Origin of the sequence: Pseudoalteromonas sp. HM-SA03 (genome assembly GCF_002289345.1) — a bacterium.
Classification (GTDB): domain Bacteria; phylum Pseudomonadota; class Gammaproteobacteria; order Enterobacterales; family Alteromonadaceae; genus Pseudoalteromonas.
The window spans coordinates 28,908-45,520 of the sequence record NZ_NSDG01000014.1 but is presented as its reverse complement, the minus strand read 5'-3'; the positions used below and the strand labels follow the sequence as shown (position 1 = coordinate 45,520).

Here is a 16,613-nt window from a genome sequence, read left to right as displayed (position 1 = left end):
AATTGTCGGGGCAAACAGACGATGGCAGCCGCTGCCATAAGCGTTTGTCCAACGAAGTTGAAGTTAAAGAAGTCAAAAGATTGCCAATGTTCGCTCAATGCTTCAAATGAGTCGGGAACTTGAGCTAAGGATTGCCATGCAAGCACGGCAACAATACCGAGTGCGAGTAGCTTAACGATAGATTCAAAAGCAACGGCCAACATCAACCCTGAGCGATACTCAGTCACATCTACTTTTCTAGTGCCAAAGAAAATCGCAAATAATGCCATGATCAAGGTGCCAGCTAATGCGAGCGCAGTGCCAGACACTTGCTCATCCTGCTGTAATAACAAAAAGCTACTACTCAAGGCTTTGAGCTGGAGCGCAATATATGGAATGGTTGCCAATAGGGCTATCATCGTTACCATGACGGCCGTAGTTTGGCGTTTACCGTATCGTGCTGAAATGAAGTCGGCAATGGTGGTGATATTCTGCTTTTTACTGACCAATATGAGTTTGCGCAAAAAACCCTGACCGAACAAAAACAGTAAAATGGGCCCTAAAAGAATGGGGAAGTAATGCCAGCTACTGGTGGCCGCAGTACCTACCGAGCCGTAATAAGTCCAAGAGGTACAATAAATCCCTAAGGAAAAGGCATAAACAAACGGATGATGACTAATTTTGAGTGCGCGGGGGGTGGTTTTATCTCCCCAGTTGGCGAGCCAAAAAAGTACACCAATATAAGCAGCGGCAACAAGGAGTAAAATGGCAGTCATAATGTTTGTTATAGTTTTTGGTATTAATATCGTCATACTTTAGCAAACAAATGGCACCCATAGTCTAGTTTACTCTATAATTTTATTTTATATTTATATCTTATTTAAAATCAAAGTGTTAGAGTTTTCTTTGGTGAGTGAAGACGTTCATTCACCATTCAAGTTAGACTAATGTCTTACTGTCGCATCCACTCATTGAAAATACATCTTCATCCAACCTGTTTTGACTTATCTTTTTGTTTATAAAGGCTTTTTAATTCTTATGAATACCATGCATCTGCAGTTTACGTAAACGTTAATTTGCCGTTACGACTAAGGTCTCAATTTCAACTTACCAAGCCGTTGCTACTCTCATTAAGGTCTATTAACACAACTTGCTCCATGTTGGAGCGGGTGATAGGAGATTTAAAATGGCTTTTAAAAGTGAAGAACAAGCGAAAGCATATTGGTCAGAAAATCTCGCCTTGATGTTTAAGCTACTCGCTATTTGGTTTGTCGTTTCATTTGGATTCGGCATCCTATTAGTTGATGTGCTCAACGAAGTTCGTTTTTTTGGATTTAAACTCGGATTTTGGTTTTCTCAGCAAGGCGCAATTTATACTTTTGTTGCGTTAATTTTTGTCTACGTTTCAAAAATGAATGCGTTAGACAAAAAATACGGCGTGGATGAGTGAGGAGCTAATCGATGGATGTTCAAATTTTAACTTTTATTATCGTCGGCCTTAGTTTTGCGCTTTATATCGGTATCGCTATCTGGGCGAGAGCTGGGTCTACGAATGAATTCTACGTTGCTGGCGGCGGTGTACCTCCTGTTGCAAACGGTATGGCAACTGCAGCAGATTGGATGAGTGCAGCGTCCTTTATTTCAATGGCGGGGATTATTTCCTTCGCTGGTTACGACGGCGGTGTTTATCTCATGGGGTGGACCGGTGGTTATGTATTACTTGCCCTGTGTTTAGCACCTTATTTGCGTAAATTTGGTAAGTTCACGGTACCAGATTTTATCGGTGATCGTTACTATTCTCAGGTTGCACGTGTGGTTGCGATCCTGTGTGCTATCTTCATCTGTTTTACCTATATTGCTGGTCAAATGCGTGGTGTTGGTGTGGTGTTTTCTCGTTTCCTCGAAGTTGATATCGAAACGGGCGTTTACATCGGAATGGTAATTGTATTCTTCTACGCGGTACTTGGCGGTATGAAGGGGATCACTTATACGCAGGTCGCTCAATATTGTGTACTTGTCTTTGCTTATTTAGTTCCTGCAATTTTCATCTCCCTGATGATGACAGGCCATTTGCTACCACAAACCGGTTTTGGCGCAACGTTGGCTGATGGTTCGGGCACCTATCTACTCGATAAGCTAGATGGACTTAGTACCGAGCTCGGTTTTGCGCAGTACACCGAAGGCTCTAAGAGTATGGTTGATGTGTTTGCGATTACCGCTGCACTTATGGTTGGTACTGCTGGTCTACCACATGTAATCGTTCGCTTCTTTACCGTTCCTAGAGTAAAAGACACACGTATTTCAGCCGCTTGGACTTTAGTATTTATCGCTATCGTGTATACAACAGCACCGGCTGTTGCATCGTTCGCTCGTGTGAATATGATCGACACGATTAACGGTAAAGATGGTAGTGGTACGGTTTATGAAGAAGCACCACAGTGGGTGAAAAACTGGGAAAGAACAGGCCTAATCGTGTTCAATGATAAGAACGGTGATGGCAAAATGCAGTACTCTGCGGGCAAGATTGATGATCCTGCAAGTGCAAACGAAGTGAAGATTGACCGCGATATTATGGTATTGGCAAATCCAGAAATTGCGAATCTACCTGCTTGGGTGATTGCATTGGTCGCTGCGGGTGGTATTGCTGCGGCGCTCTCGACAACCGCTGGTCTGCTACTGGTTATTTCAACATCAGTATCACACGACTTGTTGAAGCGTACCATTAAGCCGGATATCAACGATAAGCAAGAACTGCTAGCCGCGCGTTTAGCAGCGATGGTAGCGATTGGGATCTCGGCATACTTTGGTATAAACCCGCCAGGGTTTGTCGCCTCGGTGGTTGCATTTGCCTTCGGGTTGGCTGCGGCGAGTTTCTTCCCTGCAATTATCATGGGGATATTCTCTAAGCGAATGAATAAAGAAGGTGCGATTGCCGGCATGGTAACGGGTATAGGTTTCACTGCGGCTTATATTATTTACTTTAAGTTTGTCAGCCCTGAGCTAAATGCCCCTGCAAACTGGTTGTTTGGGATTTCTCCTGAAGGGATCGGTATTGTAGGTATGCTAGTGAACTTCGTTGTAGCTGCACTGGTTATGAAGGTGACCGCGGATACACCTGAAGAAGTCAAAGTGATGGTTGATGGGATCCGTAACCCTAAAGGGTCTAGCGCTGCTCACGCACACTAAGCAATGCTAATCGAATTTGCCCAGCCAGCGTGCTGGGCAAATTTGTTTTTGATAGTGCAAAATTGTAGACGATTAAAAGGACAGTTAGGTATGACGCCAGAAATTCAAGATGTCTTTCAGTTTGTTTATAAACAAGCCCCGTTTTCTGAATTGCCCGAAGCGGCTGCCAGCTACTTTTCAAAACATATCGAAATTGTTTATCTTAGCCAGACGAATCAACAAGATTGGCTTCAAGATGGCAAGCCTAATTTATATCTACTGCGCTCTGGCGTGGTTGATCTTATCTCAGCTAAAGACGAAGTTATTGGCCGTATGAGTGAAGGAGAGTACTTTGGTTATCCTTCTTTATTAACCGGTGATGCCATTCAAAATCGTATCGAAGTGCAAAAAGATGGCTTGGTTTACATTCTCAATGAGCAGAACTTTGATTTTTTGCGCCGAGAATACAAATCGTTTGAACAATACTTTGTTAGAGCACATGCTAACCGACTACTTTCTTCTCGTTATAAACAGCAGAGCGAAACTTGGTCAGAGCGGAAAATATCTGAACTAATGACCAAAGATGCGGTTACTATCGCGCCGACAGCGAGTATTCGTGAGGCCGCCAAATTGATGAACCAGCATCGTGTTTCATCAATTATGGTCACGGAGCAAGCGCGCTTGGTTGGCGTTGTGACGGATAGAGATCTGCGCAATCGAGTGCTAGCGCAAGACAAAGATCCCAGCGCTCCACTTGCTGAGATCATGACGGAAAAGCCAAAACATATTTTTGAAAACAATCGTGTGTTTTCGGCCCTGCATTTAATGCTTAAGCACAATATTCATCATTTGCCTGTGTTAAATGAAGCATATAAACCACTAGGCATGCTGACCAGCACCGATCTGCTCAGACAGCAAAAAAGTGATCCGGTGCAACTTATTGGCAGGATCTATAAAGCGCAAAATCTTCTGGCTATCAAAAACTGCGCTCAGGAGATCCCGGATCTATTGCGTCAATTTTCCTATCATATCGAAGATATTTCACTGATTGGCAAGCTACTAAGTGGCCTCACTGATGCGCTAACATCAAGATTAATCTATTTATATCAACAGCAGCACGGTGCCGCGCCATGTCGTTTTGCGTGGATCTGTTTTGGCTCTCAGGCACGAGAAGAGCAGACCTTACATTCAGATCAAGACAATGGTTTGTTGCTACCAGACAATATTAGCGAAAACGATCGTCGTTACTTTGCTGCTTTAGGCGCGTTTGTCTGTGAACAACTCAACGAGTGCGGTATTCAATCTTGCCCGGGAAATATCATGGCTAGTAATGCAGATTGCCGTGGCACAGTTGCCCAGTGGACCGCCAAATTTAGCAAGTGGATCTTGTCTCCTACGCCAAAAGCGATGCTTAATTGCAAGATCTACTTTGATATGCGTTTTATTGATGGCGCCAGCGATCTCTATGCGACCCTGCGCCAATCTTTGGATCAGATCAGTCGAAACGAGCTGTTTTATGCGGCAATGGCGACAGACATCAACGCAAACTCGGTACCGATCGGGATCTTTCAACAATTTAAGCTGGAAAAAGACAAGAGCAAACATAAGTATTTAGATCTGAAAAAGCGTGGGGTTGCCATTATCAACGATGTGGTTAGGTTGTATGCGCTAAAGGTTGGGGTTGCAAGAGCTAACACCTTAGAGCGCCTAGAAGCACTGACTAAAAGCCCATTACTTGCTAAGTCGGATATCGACAATCTAAAAGACTGTTGGCGATTCTTAACACAATTGCGGTTAAAGACTCAAATCAACCGTGAAGGATTACCAGGAAATTGTATAAACCCAGAAAACCTCTCTTCTCTTGAACGCCATCAACTCAAAGAAGCATTTTATTTAGTAAAACAAGCACAGCAGGCGAGTGCGTTTAAGTTTGCTCGAGGGAGTTTATAAGTAATGAACTGGTTTTCTCACTCTGTTGCTAAGTGGCGCTATAAACATCTGCCGTTTGCGCAAGCCGAGTTGGTGGTGCTTGACCTTGAGCTCACAGGTCTTGATCCTAAGCGCCATGAAATTGTGTCGGCTGGTTGGTTGCCGATTAAAAATATGCGGATCCAAGTGAAAGATGCACAGTATCATTTGAACAGTGAAGTGCGAATGCTTGCACAAAGTCCAGTTTTCCACGGTATTGATAGTAGTCGATTAGCTGACGGTGAGTCCTTACAAACTTTGTTGCTGGCGCTTCAGCGCGCGCTCCACGGTAAAGTGTTGGTATGTCATAACGTACAGATGGATTGGGCGTTTCTTAAGGCGGCATTTCAGCACTTTGAGCTACATGTAAGACCTGCTTTGTTGTTAGATACCATGCAGATAGATAAGCGTCGTGTGTTAAAGCAAGGCTATCCGTTGGCGCAAGATGCATTAACACTAAACGCTTGTAGAATGCGTTATGGTTTACCTCCTCATCAATTGCATGATGCGCTTAGCGATGCTTTAGCGACAGCGGAACTACTGTTGGCGCAATCTCAGGCCATTTGTGCTGGTGGTAAATGTAAAATTGCGGACTTAGCTTGAGTTAAAAAATTGCTCTAGCCCCTTACACATTTCACTCAGGTCGATTACAATAGCGCCATCAAAACGAAGGGGAACTTTCGTACTTGCGACTTCATGGATTTTCAATTTAATGACAATCAAGCTTGCAATTAATGGCTTTGGTCGAATAGGGCGTAATATCGTAAGAGCACTCTATGAGTCGGGTCGTCACCACGAAATACAAATTGTAGCCATCAATGAGTTGGCGGATCCTAAAGGGATCGCGCATCTTCTAAAATACGATACCTCACATGGGCGTTTTGCTTTTCCAGTTTCGTTAACAGAATCTTTTTTGGAAGTAGCTGAGGATAAGATCCAGTTATTTTCAGAGCCAGATCCAAGTCACCTGCCTTGGCGCGCGCTAGATGTTGATGTGGTGCTTGATTGCACTGGCGTCTATCATTCTCGTCAGCACGCACTTGCGCATATTCAGGCAGGGGCAAAGAAAGTATTATTTTCACACCCCGCGGATGCTGATGTTGATGCGACAGTGATCTTCGGTATCAACGAAGAGATATTGTTACCTGAGCACACCATTGTGTCTAACGGCTCATGTACAACAAACTGTATTGTTCCGGTAATTAAAGTGCTAGACGATAAGTTTGGTGTTGAGTCTGGTGCTATTACGACTATTCACGCCTCTATGCATGATCAACAAGTGATTGATGCTTATCACAGTGATTTACGGCGTACACGCGCGGCAAGCCAATCCATCATTCCTGTTGATACTAAGCTGGCTCGCGGTATTGAACGTATTTTACCTAAGTTCCAAGGTCGTTTTGAGGCGATCGCGGTACGGGTGCCAACAATCAATGTTACGGCGATGGATCTGAGCGTTACGCTCAATGAAAATGTCACAATTGATGCGGTAAACTCGGTTCTAAAGCAGGCCGCTGGTGGTCGTTTAGAAGGGGTATTGAGCTACACTGAAGAGCCGTTAGTGTCGGTTGATTTTAATCACGATCCACATTCTTGTATTATAGATGGTACGCAAACTCGAGTGAGTCACAAGCGCTTGGTTAAGCTGCTAGTTTGGTGTGATAACGAGTGGGGTTTTGCTAATCGTATGCTTGATACCGCTTGCGTGATGATGCGTGGCTAATCATTTGTTTCAGACGCTGTTATAATCAAATTGTCTGCGCAAAATTAAAACAATAATTCAAACCGAGGTGGCAAACGATTGCTGCCTTGTAGATAACAAAATGTATCGTTCTTTAAGGAGATGTCCAATGTCAGTCATTAAGATGGCGGATTTAGATTTAAACGGCAAGCGTGTGTTGATCCGCGAAGACCTAAATGTGCCAATTAAAGATGGCAAAGTCGCGTCGGACGCGCGGATCCGCGCTGCACTACCTAGTATCAAATTAGCACTAGAAAAAGGTGCTAAAGTGATGGTGATGTCTCACCTTGGTCGTCCAAGCGAAGGAGAGTATGATGCACAATACTCTATGCAGCCGGTTGTGGATTATCTTAATGATGCGTTATCTCAAGATGTACGTTTAGTGACTGACTATCTTGATGGCGTGGATGTACAAGACAATGAAGTTATCGTATTCGAAAATGTGCGTTTTAACGTTGGTGAGAAGAAAGACGATGAAGTACTGGCGAAAAAACTAGCAGCGCTTTGTGATGTCTACGTGATGGATGCCTTTGGTACTGCGCACCGCGCACAGGCTTCAACACATGGTGTTGGCTTGTACGCTGAAGTGGCTTGTGCAGGTCCATTGCTTGCGGCAGAACTCGACGCGCTTGGCAAAGCACTTGATAACCCAGCTCGCCCTTTGGTGGCCATCGTTGGCGGCTCTAAAGTATCAACCAAACTAACCGTGCTTGATTCATTGTCTAAGGTTGTTGACCAACTTGTTACTGGTGGCGGTATTGCAAATACTTTCATTGCTGCAGCGGGTAACCCTGTCGGTAAGTCACTGTATGAAGCGGATTTGATCCCAGAAGCGAACAAGCTAGTGGCTGCTGCCAGAGCGAATGACGGCGATATTCCTGTTCCGACTGATGTAGTTGTAGGCAATGAGTTTTCAGAATCTGCGGTTGCTACCATTAAAGATGTGAGCGAAGTTTCAGATGAAGACATGATCTTCGACATCGGTCCTGATACTGCAACTCAACTTGCCGAGATCATTGCAAATGCTGGCACTGTGGTTTGGAATGGCCCAGTGGGTGTATTTGAATTTGATCAATTTGGTAATGGTACTGAAGCGATTGCCAATGCCATCGCTAAGTCATCAGCATTTTCAATTGCTGGTGGTGGTGATACGTTAGCTGCTATCGACAAGTATGGTGTTGAGCAAGATATCTCTTATATTTCTACAGGTGGTGGTGCTTTCCTTGAGTTCTTAGAGGGTAAAACACTTCCTGCGGTCGCCATGCTTGAGCAGCGAGCTAGAGACTAAAATTGAGGTAGCGTTAAGCTGCCTCTTAATATCAGGTAAACATCACTCTCTCACATACTTGATGTTTGCTTGATGACGCGTAGCGTCCGGTTAGCCAACAAATAAAGTGGTTAACCTCATCAGCGTTGGCTGGTGTAAACATATTATCCGTTCAAACCGATAGCGGTGGCTATCAACAATTGGAGAAAAGCAATATGGCTTTAATCAGTATGCGTCAACTTCTCGATCATGCAGCTGAGCATGGTTATGGCGTTCCGGCATTTAACGTGAATAACCAAGAGCAAATGCGTGCGATCATGGAAGCTGCGGACAAGACAAATAGTCCGGTTATCGTGCAAGGTTCTGCTGGTGCACGCAAATATGCTGGTGCACCATTTATCCGCCACATGATTTTAGCGGCTGTAGAAGAATGGCCTCATATTCCAGTTGTAATGCACCAAGATCATGGAACTTCACCTGCTGTATGTCAGCGTTCTATTCAACTTGGTTTCTCGTCAGTCATGATGGACGGCTCCCTAATGGAAGACGGTAAAACGCCTTCAAGCTACGAGTATAATGTGGACGTTACTCGTCGTACCGTTGAAATGGCGCACGCTTGTGGCGTGTCTGTTGAGGGCGAGCTAGGTGTACTTGGTTCTCTTGAAACCGGTGAAGCTGGTGAAGAAGACGGTATCGGCGCTGAAGGTAAATTAACAGAAGATCAGCTACTGACAGATCCTGAAGAAGCAGCAGACTTCGTCAAGAAAACCAATGTAGATGCGCTTGCTATTGCATGTGGTACATCGCATGGTGCATATAAATTCACTCGTCCACCAACGGGCGATATCTTAGCAATTAACCGTATCAAAGAAATTCACGCTCGTATTCCCGATACCCACTTAGTAATGCATGGTTCGTCTTCAGTACCGCAGGATTGGTTAGCAATCATCAATGAGTTTGGTGGTGAAATCCCCGAGACTTACGGTGTACCGGTTGAGCAAATTGTTGAAGGTATTAAATTCGGTGTTCGTAAAGTCAATATCGATACCGATCTACGTTTAGCATCAACAGGTGCGATTCGTCGCCATCTTGCGCAAAACCCAAGCAATTTCGATCCACGTAAATTCTTAGCGGAAGCGACGAAAGCGATGACTGAGATTTGTGTTGCGCGCTATGAAGCGTTCGGTACAGCTGGTCAAGCAGCTAAGATCAAGCCAATTTCACTTGATGATATGCACTTGAGATATCTAACTGGTGAATTAGATCCTAAAGTGAAATAACTTATCGGATCAAAATTTGACTAAGTAAAATTGTGCATCGCACTTTGATACTTCAAAAGCCTCTGAAATAGAGGCTTTTTTGTATCTGATCCTTGATTGGAAACCTAGAGCTTGCAGAGTGAAAGTACACTTGGATCGCCATTTTACTAGCAAGGCAAATCGGGATCAGATCTTTACTAACAAAGATCATTGTTTAACTAAGTAGATATATTTCAAAACCTCAGATCAATAAGTTAGCCTCGCTTAGATCATTTTTATACCAACTTGATCCAGCGTTAAGTAGCAATAGGTTAGTAAGAAAATGATCTTGAGGCCGATCTTGTTAGTAAAAATTTGATCCTGACCATGGATGATCCTAATCAGTTAATAAAATAATGATCCCGTAGTCAGTTTCTTGATCTCCAGCTAAAAGTGTCTAACTTTAAAAATACGAGATCTGTTCGCTACCTCCTCTCTGTCTGGCTTCAGCATCTCAAACCTTGTTGTACTGCGCCCAAATACTATCCAAGGTGATCAAAGATGAAAATGAAATACCTACCATTTGTTGCTCTAAGCCTTTGTTCTATGAGTGTTTGTAGTTATGCAAACGAAACTGTATCTGTTTACGGTAGAGCTCATGTCGGGGTGCAAAACTCTGATAAAGACGGTGACAGCGATACTTCAATTGAAAGTTATAACTCTCGCATGGGGTTAAAGGGATCGGCAAAGCTGCAAGAAGGACTTGAGATTTTTTATAAATATGAATTCCAAGTTGAGATCACGGATCAAGATAAAGATGGTAAGTCAGGCGATAACCTTACAGCACGCTCTCAGTACCTTGGGGTTAAAGGGAGCTATGGTCAGCTCCTGATCGGCCGTGATGATACACCGATGAAAAAGTCACAAGGTAAAGTAGACTTAATGAATGACTTTTCTGGTGATATTAATTCGTTCTTTGTTGGTGAAAATCGCCTTGGTGATACCGTGCAATATACGACTCCGGCGATTAATCATTTGCAGTTTACAGTGAGTTATATTGCCGAAGACAACAGTAAACAAAACGGCGAAGATGGCTTATCTTTATCGGCAAGTTACGGTGATAGCAAACTCAAGAAAACCAATGTATATGTTGCTGTTGCCCATGATAATAAAGTCGCGGGACAAGACATTAATCGCGTGACGGTACAAGGAAGGCTGGGGGACTTTAAACTCGGTGGTATGTATCAACAAAATGAAGCGATAGATAGTAATAATGAGGAAGTAGATAGTTTTATGGTGAGTGCTGCTTACCAGATTGAGTCATATACCTTGCTTGCCCAGTATCAAGATTCAGATGGTGCAGCTGGCAAGCTGAAAGACTCTGGCAATGCAGCCTCAGTAGGTGTGGAAAAAAGTCTAAGTAAACAAGCTCGTATGTATCTTTGGTATTCTAAATTTTCTTTGGATAACAACGAAGATCACAACACGATGGCGGTCACATTGAGATATGACTTTTAATTTACAAAAGCGTATGGCTATTTACAAAAAGTGTGCTGATTTTGCAGTGAATTGCAGCGTAGTTTTTGTTGTATGGCTTGGATGTCGTAGTCCACATTTCGAAAACACTATTTTGAGACCAACGTTTTAGTATGAATTTTATTTAAAATCAGGTGATTATAAATAAATAAGAAATTCCCTTTGTAGCCAAAAAAGAGATTTTTTTGGCTTGTTTTGCGTTTACACGTTACACTTTCATAAAAATGTCACAGTTAGTCATAATAATGACATCAACAACGTCGGTAACGAGAGAACATTGGGAATGTCACGTAAAGTACTTGTAGTTGATGATGAAGCACCTATCAGAGAAATGTTGGTGTTCGTATTAGAGCAAAATGGTTTTCAAGCAATTGAAGCGGAAGACTATGATTCAGCAGTTGCTGCTATGGTAGAACCTTATCCAGATATGGTGCTACTAGACTGGATGTTGCCAGGAGGCAGTGGTATTCAAATTGCTAAAAAGTTTAAGCAAAGTGAATATACCCGTCAGATCCCAATCATCATGCTAACGGCAAGAGGTGAAGAGGAAGACAAAGTTAAAGGATTAGAGGTTGGTGCGGATGATTATGTGACAAAGCCTTTCTCTCCCAAAGAGCTAATGGCTCGTATCAAAGCGGTAATGCGTCGAGTTTCACCGACGTCGCTAGAAGAAGCGATAGAAGTCCACGGATTACGTTTAGACCCTATTTCTCACCGAGTGACATCTGCGGGCACTGAGTTAGATATGGGACCGACAGAGTTTCGTTTATTACATTTCTTCATGACACACCCAGAACGTGTTTATAGCCGTGAACAGCTGTTAGATCACGTATGGGGTACTAACGTGTACGTTGAAGATCGCACTGTAGACGTTCATATTCGTCGCTTACGTAAAGCAATCGCACCGCTTGGTCACGATCGCTTAGTGCAAACCGTACGTGGTGCAGGTTACCGTTTTTCGAGTAAACTGTAATTAGTATTCCAAGAGGAACTGAATTATTTGGTTCCTAAATGGATTTAGTCTATGTATCGAGTGATTGATAAACAGGCGCTAACGAGACGCCTGTTTTTGTATTTCCTACCACTGGCCTTAATTGGCTATTTAGTCAGTGCACCTTTTCTGTTTCTTTTCATCGGTGCTTTCGTCTTATTAGTTTGGCATTACAAACAACTCTATCGTTTGAGCGACTGGCTGCTCAACCAACGTAGTTTTAATCCACCTGAAGGTAAGGGCGCTTGGGAACAAGTGTTTGAAGGGATCTATCAGCTTCAGCAACGTAATCGTAAAAAGCGTAATGAACTCGCTGAACTGATCCGACGTTTTCGTGAGGGGGCTGAAGCTATCCCAGACGCGGTCGTTGTACTGCAACAAGATCTCAGTATTGTGTGGTGTAACCAATTAGCTTTGAAAGTGTTAGGTTTGCAATGGCCTACAGATCATGGTCAAAGGTTGGATAACCTTATCCGAGATCCTAAATTTGTAAAATACATGCATGAACATCACTTTGATGAAGCATTAGAGCTTGAGACCGGGCTTGCACATGAGCAAGTGCTCGAAATACGTGTAATGCCGTATGCCGAGCAGCTTATGCTAGTGGCGCGTGATGTTAGCCGACTAAAGCAATTAGAGCAGATGCGCAAAGACTTTGTCGCAAATGTATCTCATGAGCTAAGGACGCCCTTAACCGTCATGGCTGGCTATCTAGAGATGATGGATAGCGATAATATGCCACCCCCCGCGATGTGGGCTAAAGCACATGGCACTATGATAGATCAGTGCAAACGGATGGATAGTCTGGTAAATCAACTTCTTTCCTTGTCTCGAATTGAAGGGGCGAGAAAGCAAGACAATGACAAAGCCGTGAATATTCCCGCCATGCTTGATCTTATTCATACCGAAGCGAAGTCACTTAATCAGGAAAAGGACCATGAGCTTGTTTTTGATATTGATCCGACTTTGGATATCAAAGGGGCTGGGGATGAGTTGCGTAGTGCTTACTCAAATTTAATTTTTAATGCTATTCACTACACCAAACCCGGTGGGCACATTCATGTACGTTGGTATTTAGAAAACGACTTACCGACGTTTAGTGTCGTCGATAATGGCGATGGTATCGCGCCTGAACACATCAACCGACTAACTGAACGTTTTTACCGTGTGGATAAAGCACGAAGTCGAAAAACAGGCGGCTCGGGCCTTGGTTTAGCAATTACCAAACATGTGTTGTCTCGCCATGACTCAGCTTTACATATTGAAAGTAAAGTGGGTGAAGGTTCTCGCTTTTGGTTTGCTTTTCCCAAACAAAAGCGAATTTTTATGACAAACGATGAAAGTCATAAAAGTGTAATTTAAAGGTAATTTTATTGTCATTTTATCGCTGCACAATGAGCTGCGTAAAATAACTGGGACCAACAACTGGAGTGACCCCAATGAAATTTAAAAGCTTAGTTGCCGCAATGGGTGTGGCTATTACTACATTAGTTTCTACTCAAGTATCTGCTTTAGACGAAAAGTTACCAGAGTATAATAAAACCAGCGGTATCTCAGGAAACTTCTCTTCTGTAGGTTCTGATACGCTTGCCAACATGATGACGTTTTGGGCAGAAGAATATAAAAGAATTTACCCTAACGTAAATATTCAAATCCAAGCTGCTGGTTCTTCTACTGCGCCACCTGCGCTAACGGAAGCAACTGCGAACTTCGGCCCAATGAGCCGTAAAATGAAGTCAAAAGAAATCGAAGCTTTTGAAAAGCGTTATGGTTATAAGCCAACAGAAATCCGCGTAGCAATTGATGCGCTAGCGGTATTTGTACACAAAGATAACCCAATTGAAGGCTTAACAATTGAACAGGTTGATTCAATCTTCTCTTCAACGCGCAAGTGTGGTTCGGCAGCACAGGCAAATCGCTGGAGTGATGTTGGTCTAACGGGGGATTGGGCAGCAAAAGATATTCAGCTTTATGGTCGTAACTCAGTATCTGGTACTTATGGTTACTTCAAGAAAAAAGCACTGTGTAAAGGTGACTTCCGCAATAATGTTAACGAACAGCCAGGTTCTGCGTCAGTAGTACAGTCTATCTCGTCTTCTGTGAATGCGATTGGTTACTCTGGTATCGGTTATAAAACGTCAGGTGTACGTACAGTACCACTAGCGAAAAAAGGCACGAACTACGTTGATGCAACATTAGAAAACGTGGCACAGGGTAAATACCCATTGTCTCGCTTCCTATACCTATATGTGAACAAGCACCCAAATAAAGAATTAGCACCTATCGAAGCTGAATTCTTGAAGATGGTATTGTCTAAAGAAGGTCAAAAGATTGTTGAGAAAGATGGTTACGTTCCTCTTTCTAGCGAAATGGCGACACGTGAATTGAAAAAGTTAGGTTTACTTTAATCAATTACTCAACCCGCTAATTACTTGTTGTTATTGATGCCGCTCATTGAGCGGCATTTTTTATTTTCACACTTCTATGTTCCCAGATTGAATAATTTGTTTAAATCTTCATCCTCAAGCGGCAAAAAAGCTGGAAATATTCTATATTTAGTTAAAATTTATAATAAATCAGTCGATAATGAACTCGTCTTACTTCAAAAGGTGTATATATGAGTCTAGGTACTGCTTTTGCTGATCTTAGTATCACCAAAAAGATCCACGCAATTACGCTCGTTGCGGTTGTCGCTTTTGTGGTTATCGTGTTTGTTAATTACAACGCTATTAGTTCTAACCAAAGGGCCTTAAATGAATTAGAGGAGCAGACATACAAAATTCTTAACCTCGCCACAGAAAACGCAAATAAGCTGCAGAATTTAGATGAGCTATTCACTCAAGCTGTAACCTTCGGGGATGCTGAATTATTAGATAAAGCAAAAGAATATCAACAGCAAATCCAAGCTAACTTGCAAAAAATTGAGTCGGTACAAAGCGGCTTTATGCCTTCAGATAATAATGATGAACTCTCACAGTACGGCAAAATTGCGCAACAAATTGCTGGAGGAATGATAGATGGTACTGCAGACTTCTCCCGTATCCAAGAAGATGCCAAAAAGAAAACTGAAATCTACGAAGGTCTAGTTGCAGATTTTACCAAAGCTAAAACGAACGCGAATGATCGTTTTGTCGAATTGCTACAAAACACTGAAGAGCGCTCAGCAAACGCGCTCACGATAATGTTGATTGTGGCTGTTATTTCTTTACTCGTGCTGGTTTTCTTAGCAGTTGTGATTGCAAGAGGTATTGGTAACTCTGCTAAGGATGCGGCGCAAAACCTGAAACTATTAGCGCAAGGGCAGGGTTCTTTGTCCACCACGCTCAATGTGCGCTCTCACGATGAAATTGGCCAAGTATCCATAAATTTTAATGAATTTGTCGCGTTACTAAAAGGGGCGGTTGTTGAAGTGATGAGTGTCGTTGAACCTTTGATGAAAGACTCAAGTCGTCTTGTTCAGGGGATGGAAAAAGCTGAGGGGGCAACTAATCAACAAACGCATGATGCGGAAGTAGTACGTCAATCTATGGAAGAAATGCGGTTAAGTGTGGGTGATATCTCTCATTCAGCGTCACAAGCTTCTGATGCTGCTCAGCTGGCCGAACAAGAAGTTGAGCAGAGTAAGCGCCAAATTCAGGTGTCAGTTAACGAGTCACAAGCGTTAAGTGAAGAAATTAATCATGCAGCAGAGACGATCAATAAGCTAGCTGATGATACGCAGAACGTGACGCAAATCTTAAATGTGATCACATCAATCGCAGAGCAAACCAATTTACTAGCCTTGAATGCTGCGATTGAGGCAGCTCGTGCTGGTGAGCAAGGTCGAGGTTTTGCGGTGGTTGCTGATGAAGTCCGCGAATTAGCCTCAAGAACAGCAAAGTCGACCAATGAGATAAGAGAACTTTTAAATGTGCTAACAGAAGCGGCAAATCAAGCGGTGAAAGCAATGACAAGTGCAAGCAGTATGGCAATTAATAATGCTGAAGCTGCAGCACAAACTGGGCAGTCGATTGAGCAGATAGCAGCACAAATCTTGTCAATAAATAGCATGAATGGTCAAATTGCTGCGGCAACGGAGGAGCAGACCTCGGTAGCCGCTATGGTAGTAAACAATGTGACATCTATGCATCAGTCTTTCCAAGACACAATGCAAGCGTTGAATGAAGTACAAGACGTTGCTGAGAATCTCCATGTACTGTCCGACAACTTGAAAGATGCAACCTCAAAATTTAGAGTCTAATGCTTTAATTTTTAAACGATAAATAAAAACAGCCACATTAAGTGGCTGTTTTTATTTGATAAGGAATATTAATTAGTATTTACCTATCACTTTGACGGCATCGGTTACTTTACTTGCATCAATATAACCAATTGCGTCTGCATTGCTCGAAACAAAATCGATTACCGCTTGGTCGCTATCCAGCTTCTTCGGAGGTGTTCCTTTACCGGTGAATACTAATTTAGACCAATGTGCATTTAGCTGAGAGCTAGATTTGCCAATCACTTTGTCGTTAAACTCGTCAAACACCGCATTACCATCCTGATTCACAGGGGCTGCACTACTACCATCGGCAAATGATTTGCTTTTGCCTAGGAATAACTTTTTGATAGTACCATCATCTACTGCAGATGCATTTGCTGAATTCACGATAACAGCAATATCTGCCAAAGTTGCATGGCTGGCTAACAGTAGCCCTAAGGTCATAAGTTTTTTAATCATATTAGCCT

At 42.9% G+C, this 16,613-nt stretch carries 13 protein-coding genes and 1 pseudogene; 12 read left to right on the top strand and 2 right to left on the bottom strand.

The features are described from left to right. A pseudogene (locus CKO50_RS02210) lies at window positions 1–755 on the bottom strand (hybrid sensor histidine kinase/response regulator); the annotation flags it as partial. A 410-nt stretch (window positions 756–1,165) separates the two neighbouring features. Here CKO50_RS02210 and CKO50_RS02205 point away from each other — a divergent pair. The 12 genes from CKO50_RS02205 to CKO50_RS02145 all read left to right on the top strand — a co-directional run bounded on the left by CKO50_RS02205 (window position 1,166) and on the right by CKO50_RS02145 (window position 16,125). After that, on the top strand, window positions 1,166–1,429 hold the full coding sequence (locus CKO50_RS02205; RefSeq protein ID WP_010607553.1) for a DUF4212 domain-containing protein: 264 nt from the start codon (window positions 1,166–1,168) through the stop codon (window positions 1,427–1,429). A gap of 11 nt (window positions 1,430–1,440) precedes the next feature. Beyond that, window positions 1,441–3,165, top strand: a complete 1,725-nt coding sequence (locus CKO50_RS02200) for a sodium:solute symporter family protein (RefSeq protein ID WP_010607554.1) — start codon at window positions 1,441–1,443, stop codon at window positions 3,163–3,165. 90 nt (window positions 3,166–3,255) lie between these two features. Beyond that, window positions 3,256–5,094 (top strand): DUF294 nucleotidyltransferase-like domain-containing protein, encoded by a 1,839-nt coding sequence (locus CKO50_RS02195; protein WP_095726819.1) that lies wholly within the window; start codon window positions 3,256–3,258, stop codon window positions 5,092–5,094. Between the two features lie 3 nt (window positions 5,095–5,097). Continuing rightward, on the top strand, window positions 5,098–5,715 hold the full coding sequence (locus CKO50_RS02190) for a 3'-5' exonuclease (protein ID WP_095726818.1): 618 nt from the start codon (window positions 5,098–5,100) through the stop codon (window positions 5,713–5,715). Window positions 5,716–5,824: 109 nt separating this feature from the next. Further along, the gene (gene epd / locus CKO50_RS02185; RefSeq protein WP_010607557.1) at window positions 5,825–6,835 is read left to right on the top strand and encodes an erythrose-4-phosphate dehydrogenase; all 1,011 of its coding nucleotides are present in this window, start codon (window positions 5,825–5,827) and stop codon (window positions 6,833–6,835) included. Between the two features lie 127 nt (window positions 6,836–6,962). Further along, window positions 6,963–8,141: a phosphoglycerate kinase gene (locus CKO50_RS02180; protein WP_095726817.1), complete on the top strand. Its 1,179-nt coding sequence runs from the start codon at window positions 6,963–6,965 to the stop codon at window positions 8,139–8,141. A gap of 194 nt (window positions 8,142–8,335) precedes the next feature. Beyond that, window positions 8,336–9,400 carry a class II fructose-bisphosphate aldolase gene (fba, locus tag CKO50_RS02175; RefSeq protein ID WP_010607559.1) on the top strand — a complete coding sequence of 355 codons (1,065 nt, stop codon included), beginning with the start codon at window positions 8,336–8,338 and terminating at the stop codon, window positions 9,398–9,400. Between the two features lie 519 nt (window positions 9,401–9,919). Then, the gene (locus tag CKO50_RS02165; RefSeq protein WP_095726816.1) at window positions 9,920–10,876 is read left to right on the top strand and encodes a porin; all 957 of its coding nucleotides are present in this window, start codon (window positions 9,920–9,922) and stop codon (window positions 10,874–10,876) included. A gap of 301 nt (window positions 10,877–11,177) precedes the next feature. After that, window positions 11,178–11,867 (top strand): phosphate regulon transcriptional regulator PhoB, encoded by a 690-nt coding sequence (gene phoB, locus CKO50_RS02160; protein ID WP_010378755.1) that lies wholly within the window; start codon window positions 11,178–11,180, stop codon window positions 11,865–11,867. A 51-nt stretch (window positions 11,868–11,918) separates the two neighbouring features. Next, the gene (gene phoR / locus CKO50_RS02155) at window positions 11,919–13,247 is read left to right on the top strand and encodes a phosphate regulon sensor histidine kinase PhoR (protein WP_095726815.1); all 1,329 of its coding nucleotides are present in this window, start codon (window positions 11,919–11,921) and stop codon (window positions 13,245–13,247) included. A gap of 77 nt (window positions 13,248–13,324) precedes the next feature. Continuing rightward, window positions 13,325–14,293 carry a PstS family phosphate ABC transporter substrate-binding protein gene (locus CKO50_RS02150; protein ID WP_017216573.1) on the top strand — a complete coding sequence of 323 codons (969 nt, stop codon included), beginning with the start codon at window positions 13,325–13,327 and terminating at the stop codon, window positions 14,291–14,293. A gap of 209 nt (window positions 14,294–14,502) precedes the next feature. Then, complete coding sequence (locus CKO50_RS02145) at window positions 14,503–16,125, top strand: methyl-accepting chemotaxis protein (RefSeq protein ID WP_095726814.1); 1,623 nt, start codon at window positions 14,503–14,505, stop codon at window positions 16,123–16,125. Window positions 16,126–16,197: 72 nt separating this feature from the next. Here CKO50_RS02145 and CKO50_RS02140 read toward each other — a convergent pair whose 3' ends face one another. Further along, window positions 16,198–16,605 (bottom strand): phosphate ABC transporter substrate-binding protein, encoded by a 408-nt coding sequence (locus CKO50_RS02140; protein WP_095726813.1) that lies wholly within the window; start codon window positions 16,603–16,605, stop codon window positions 16,198–16,200. Window positions 16,606–16,613 lie beyond the last annotated feature (8 nt).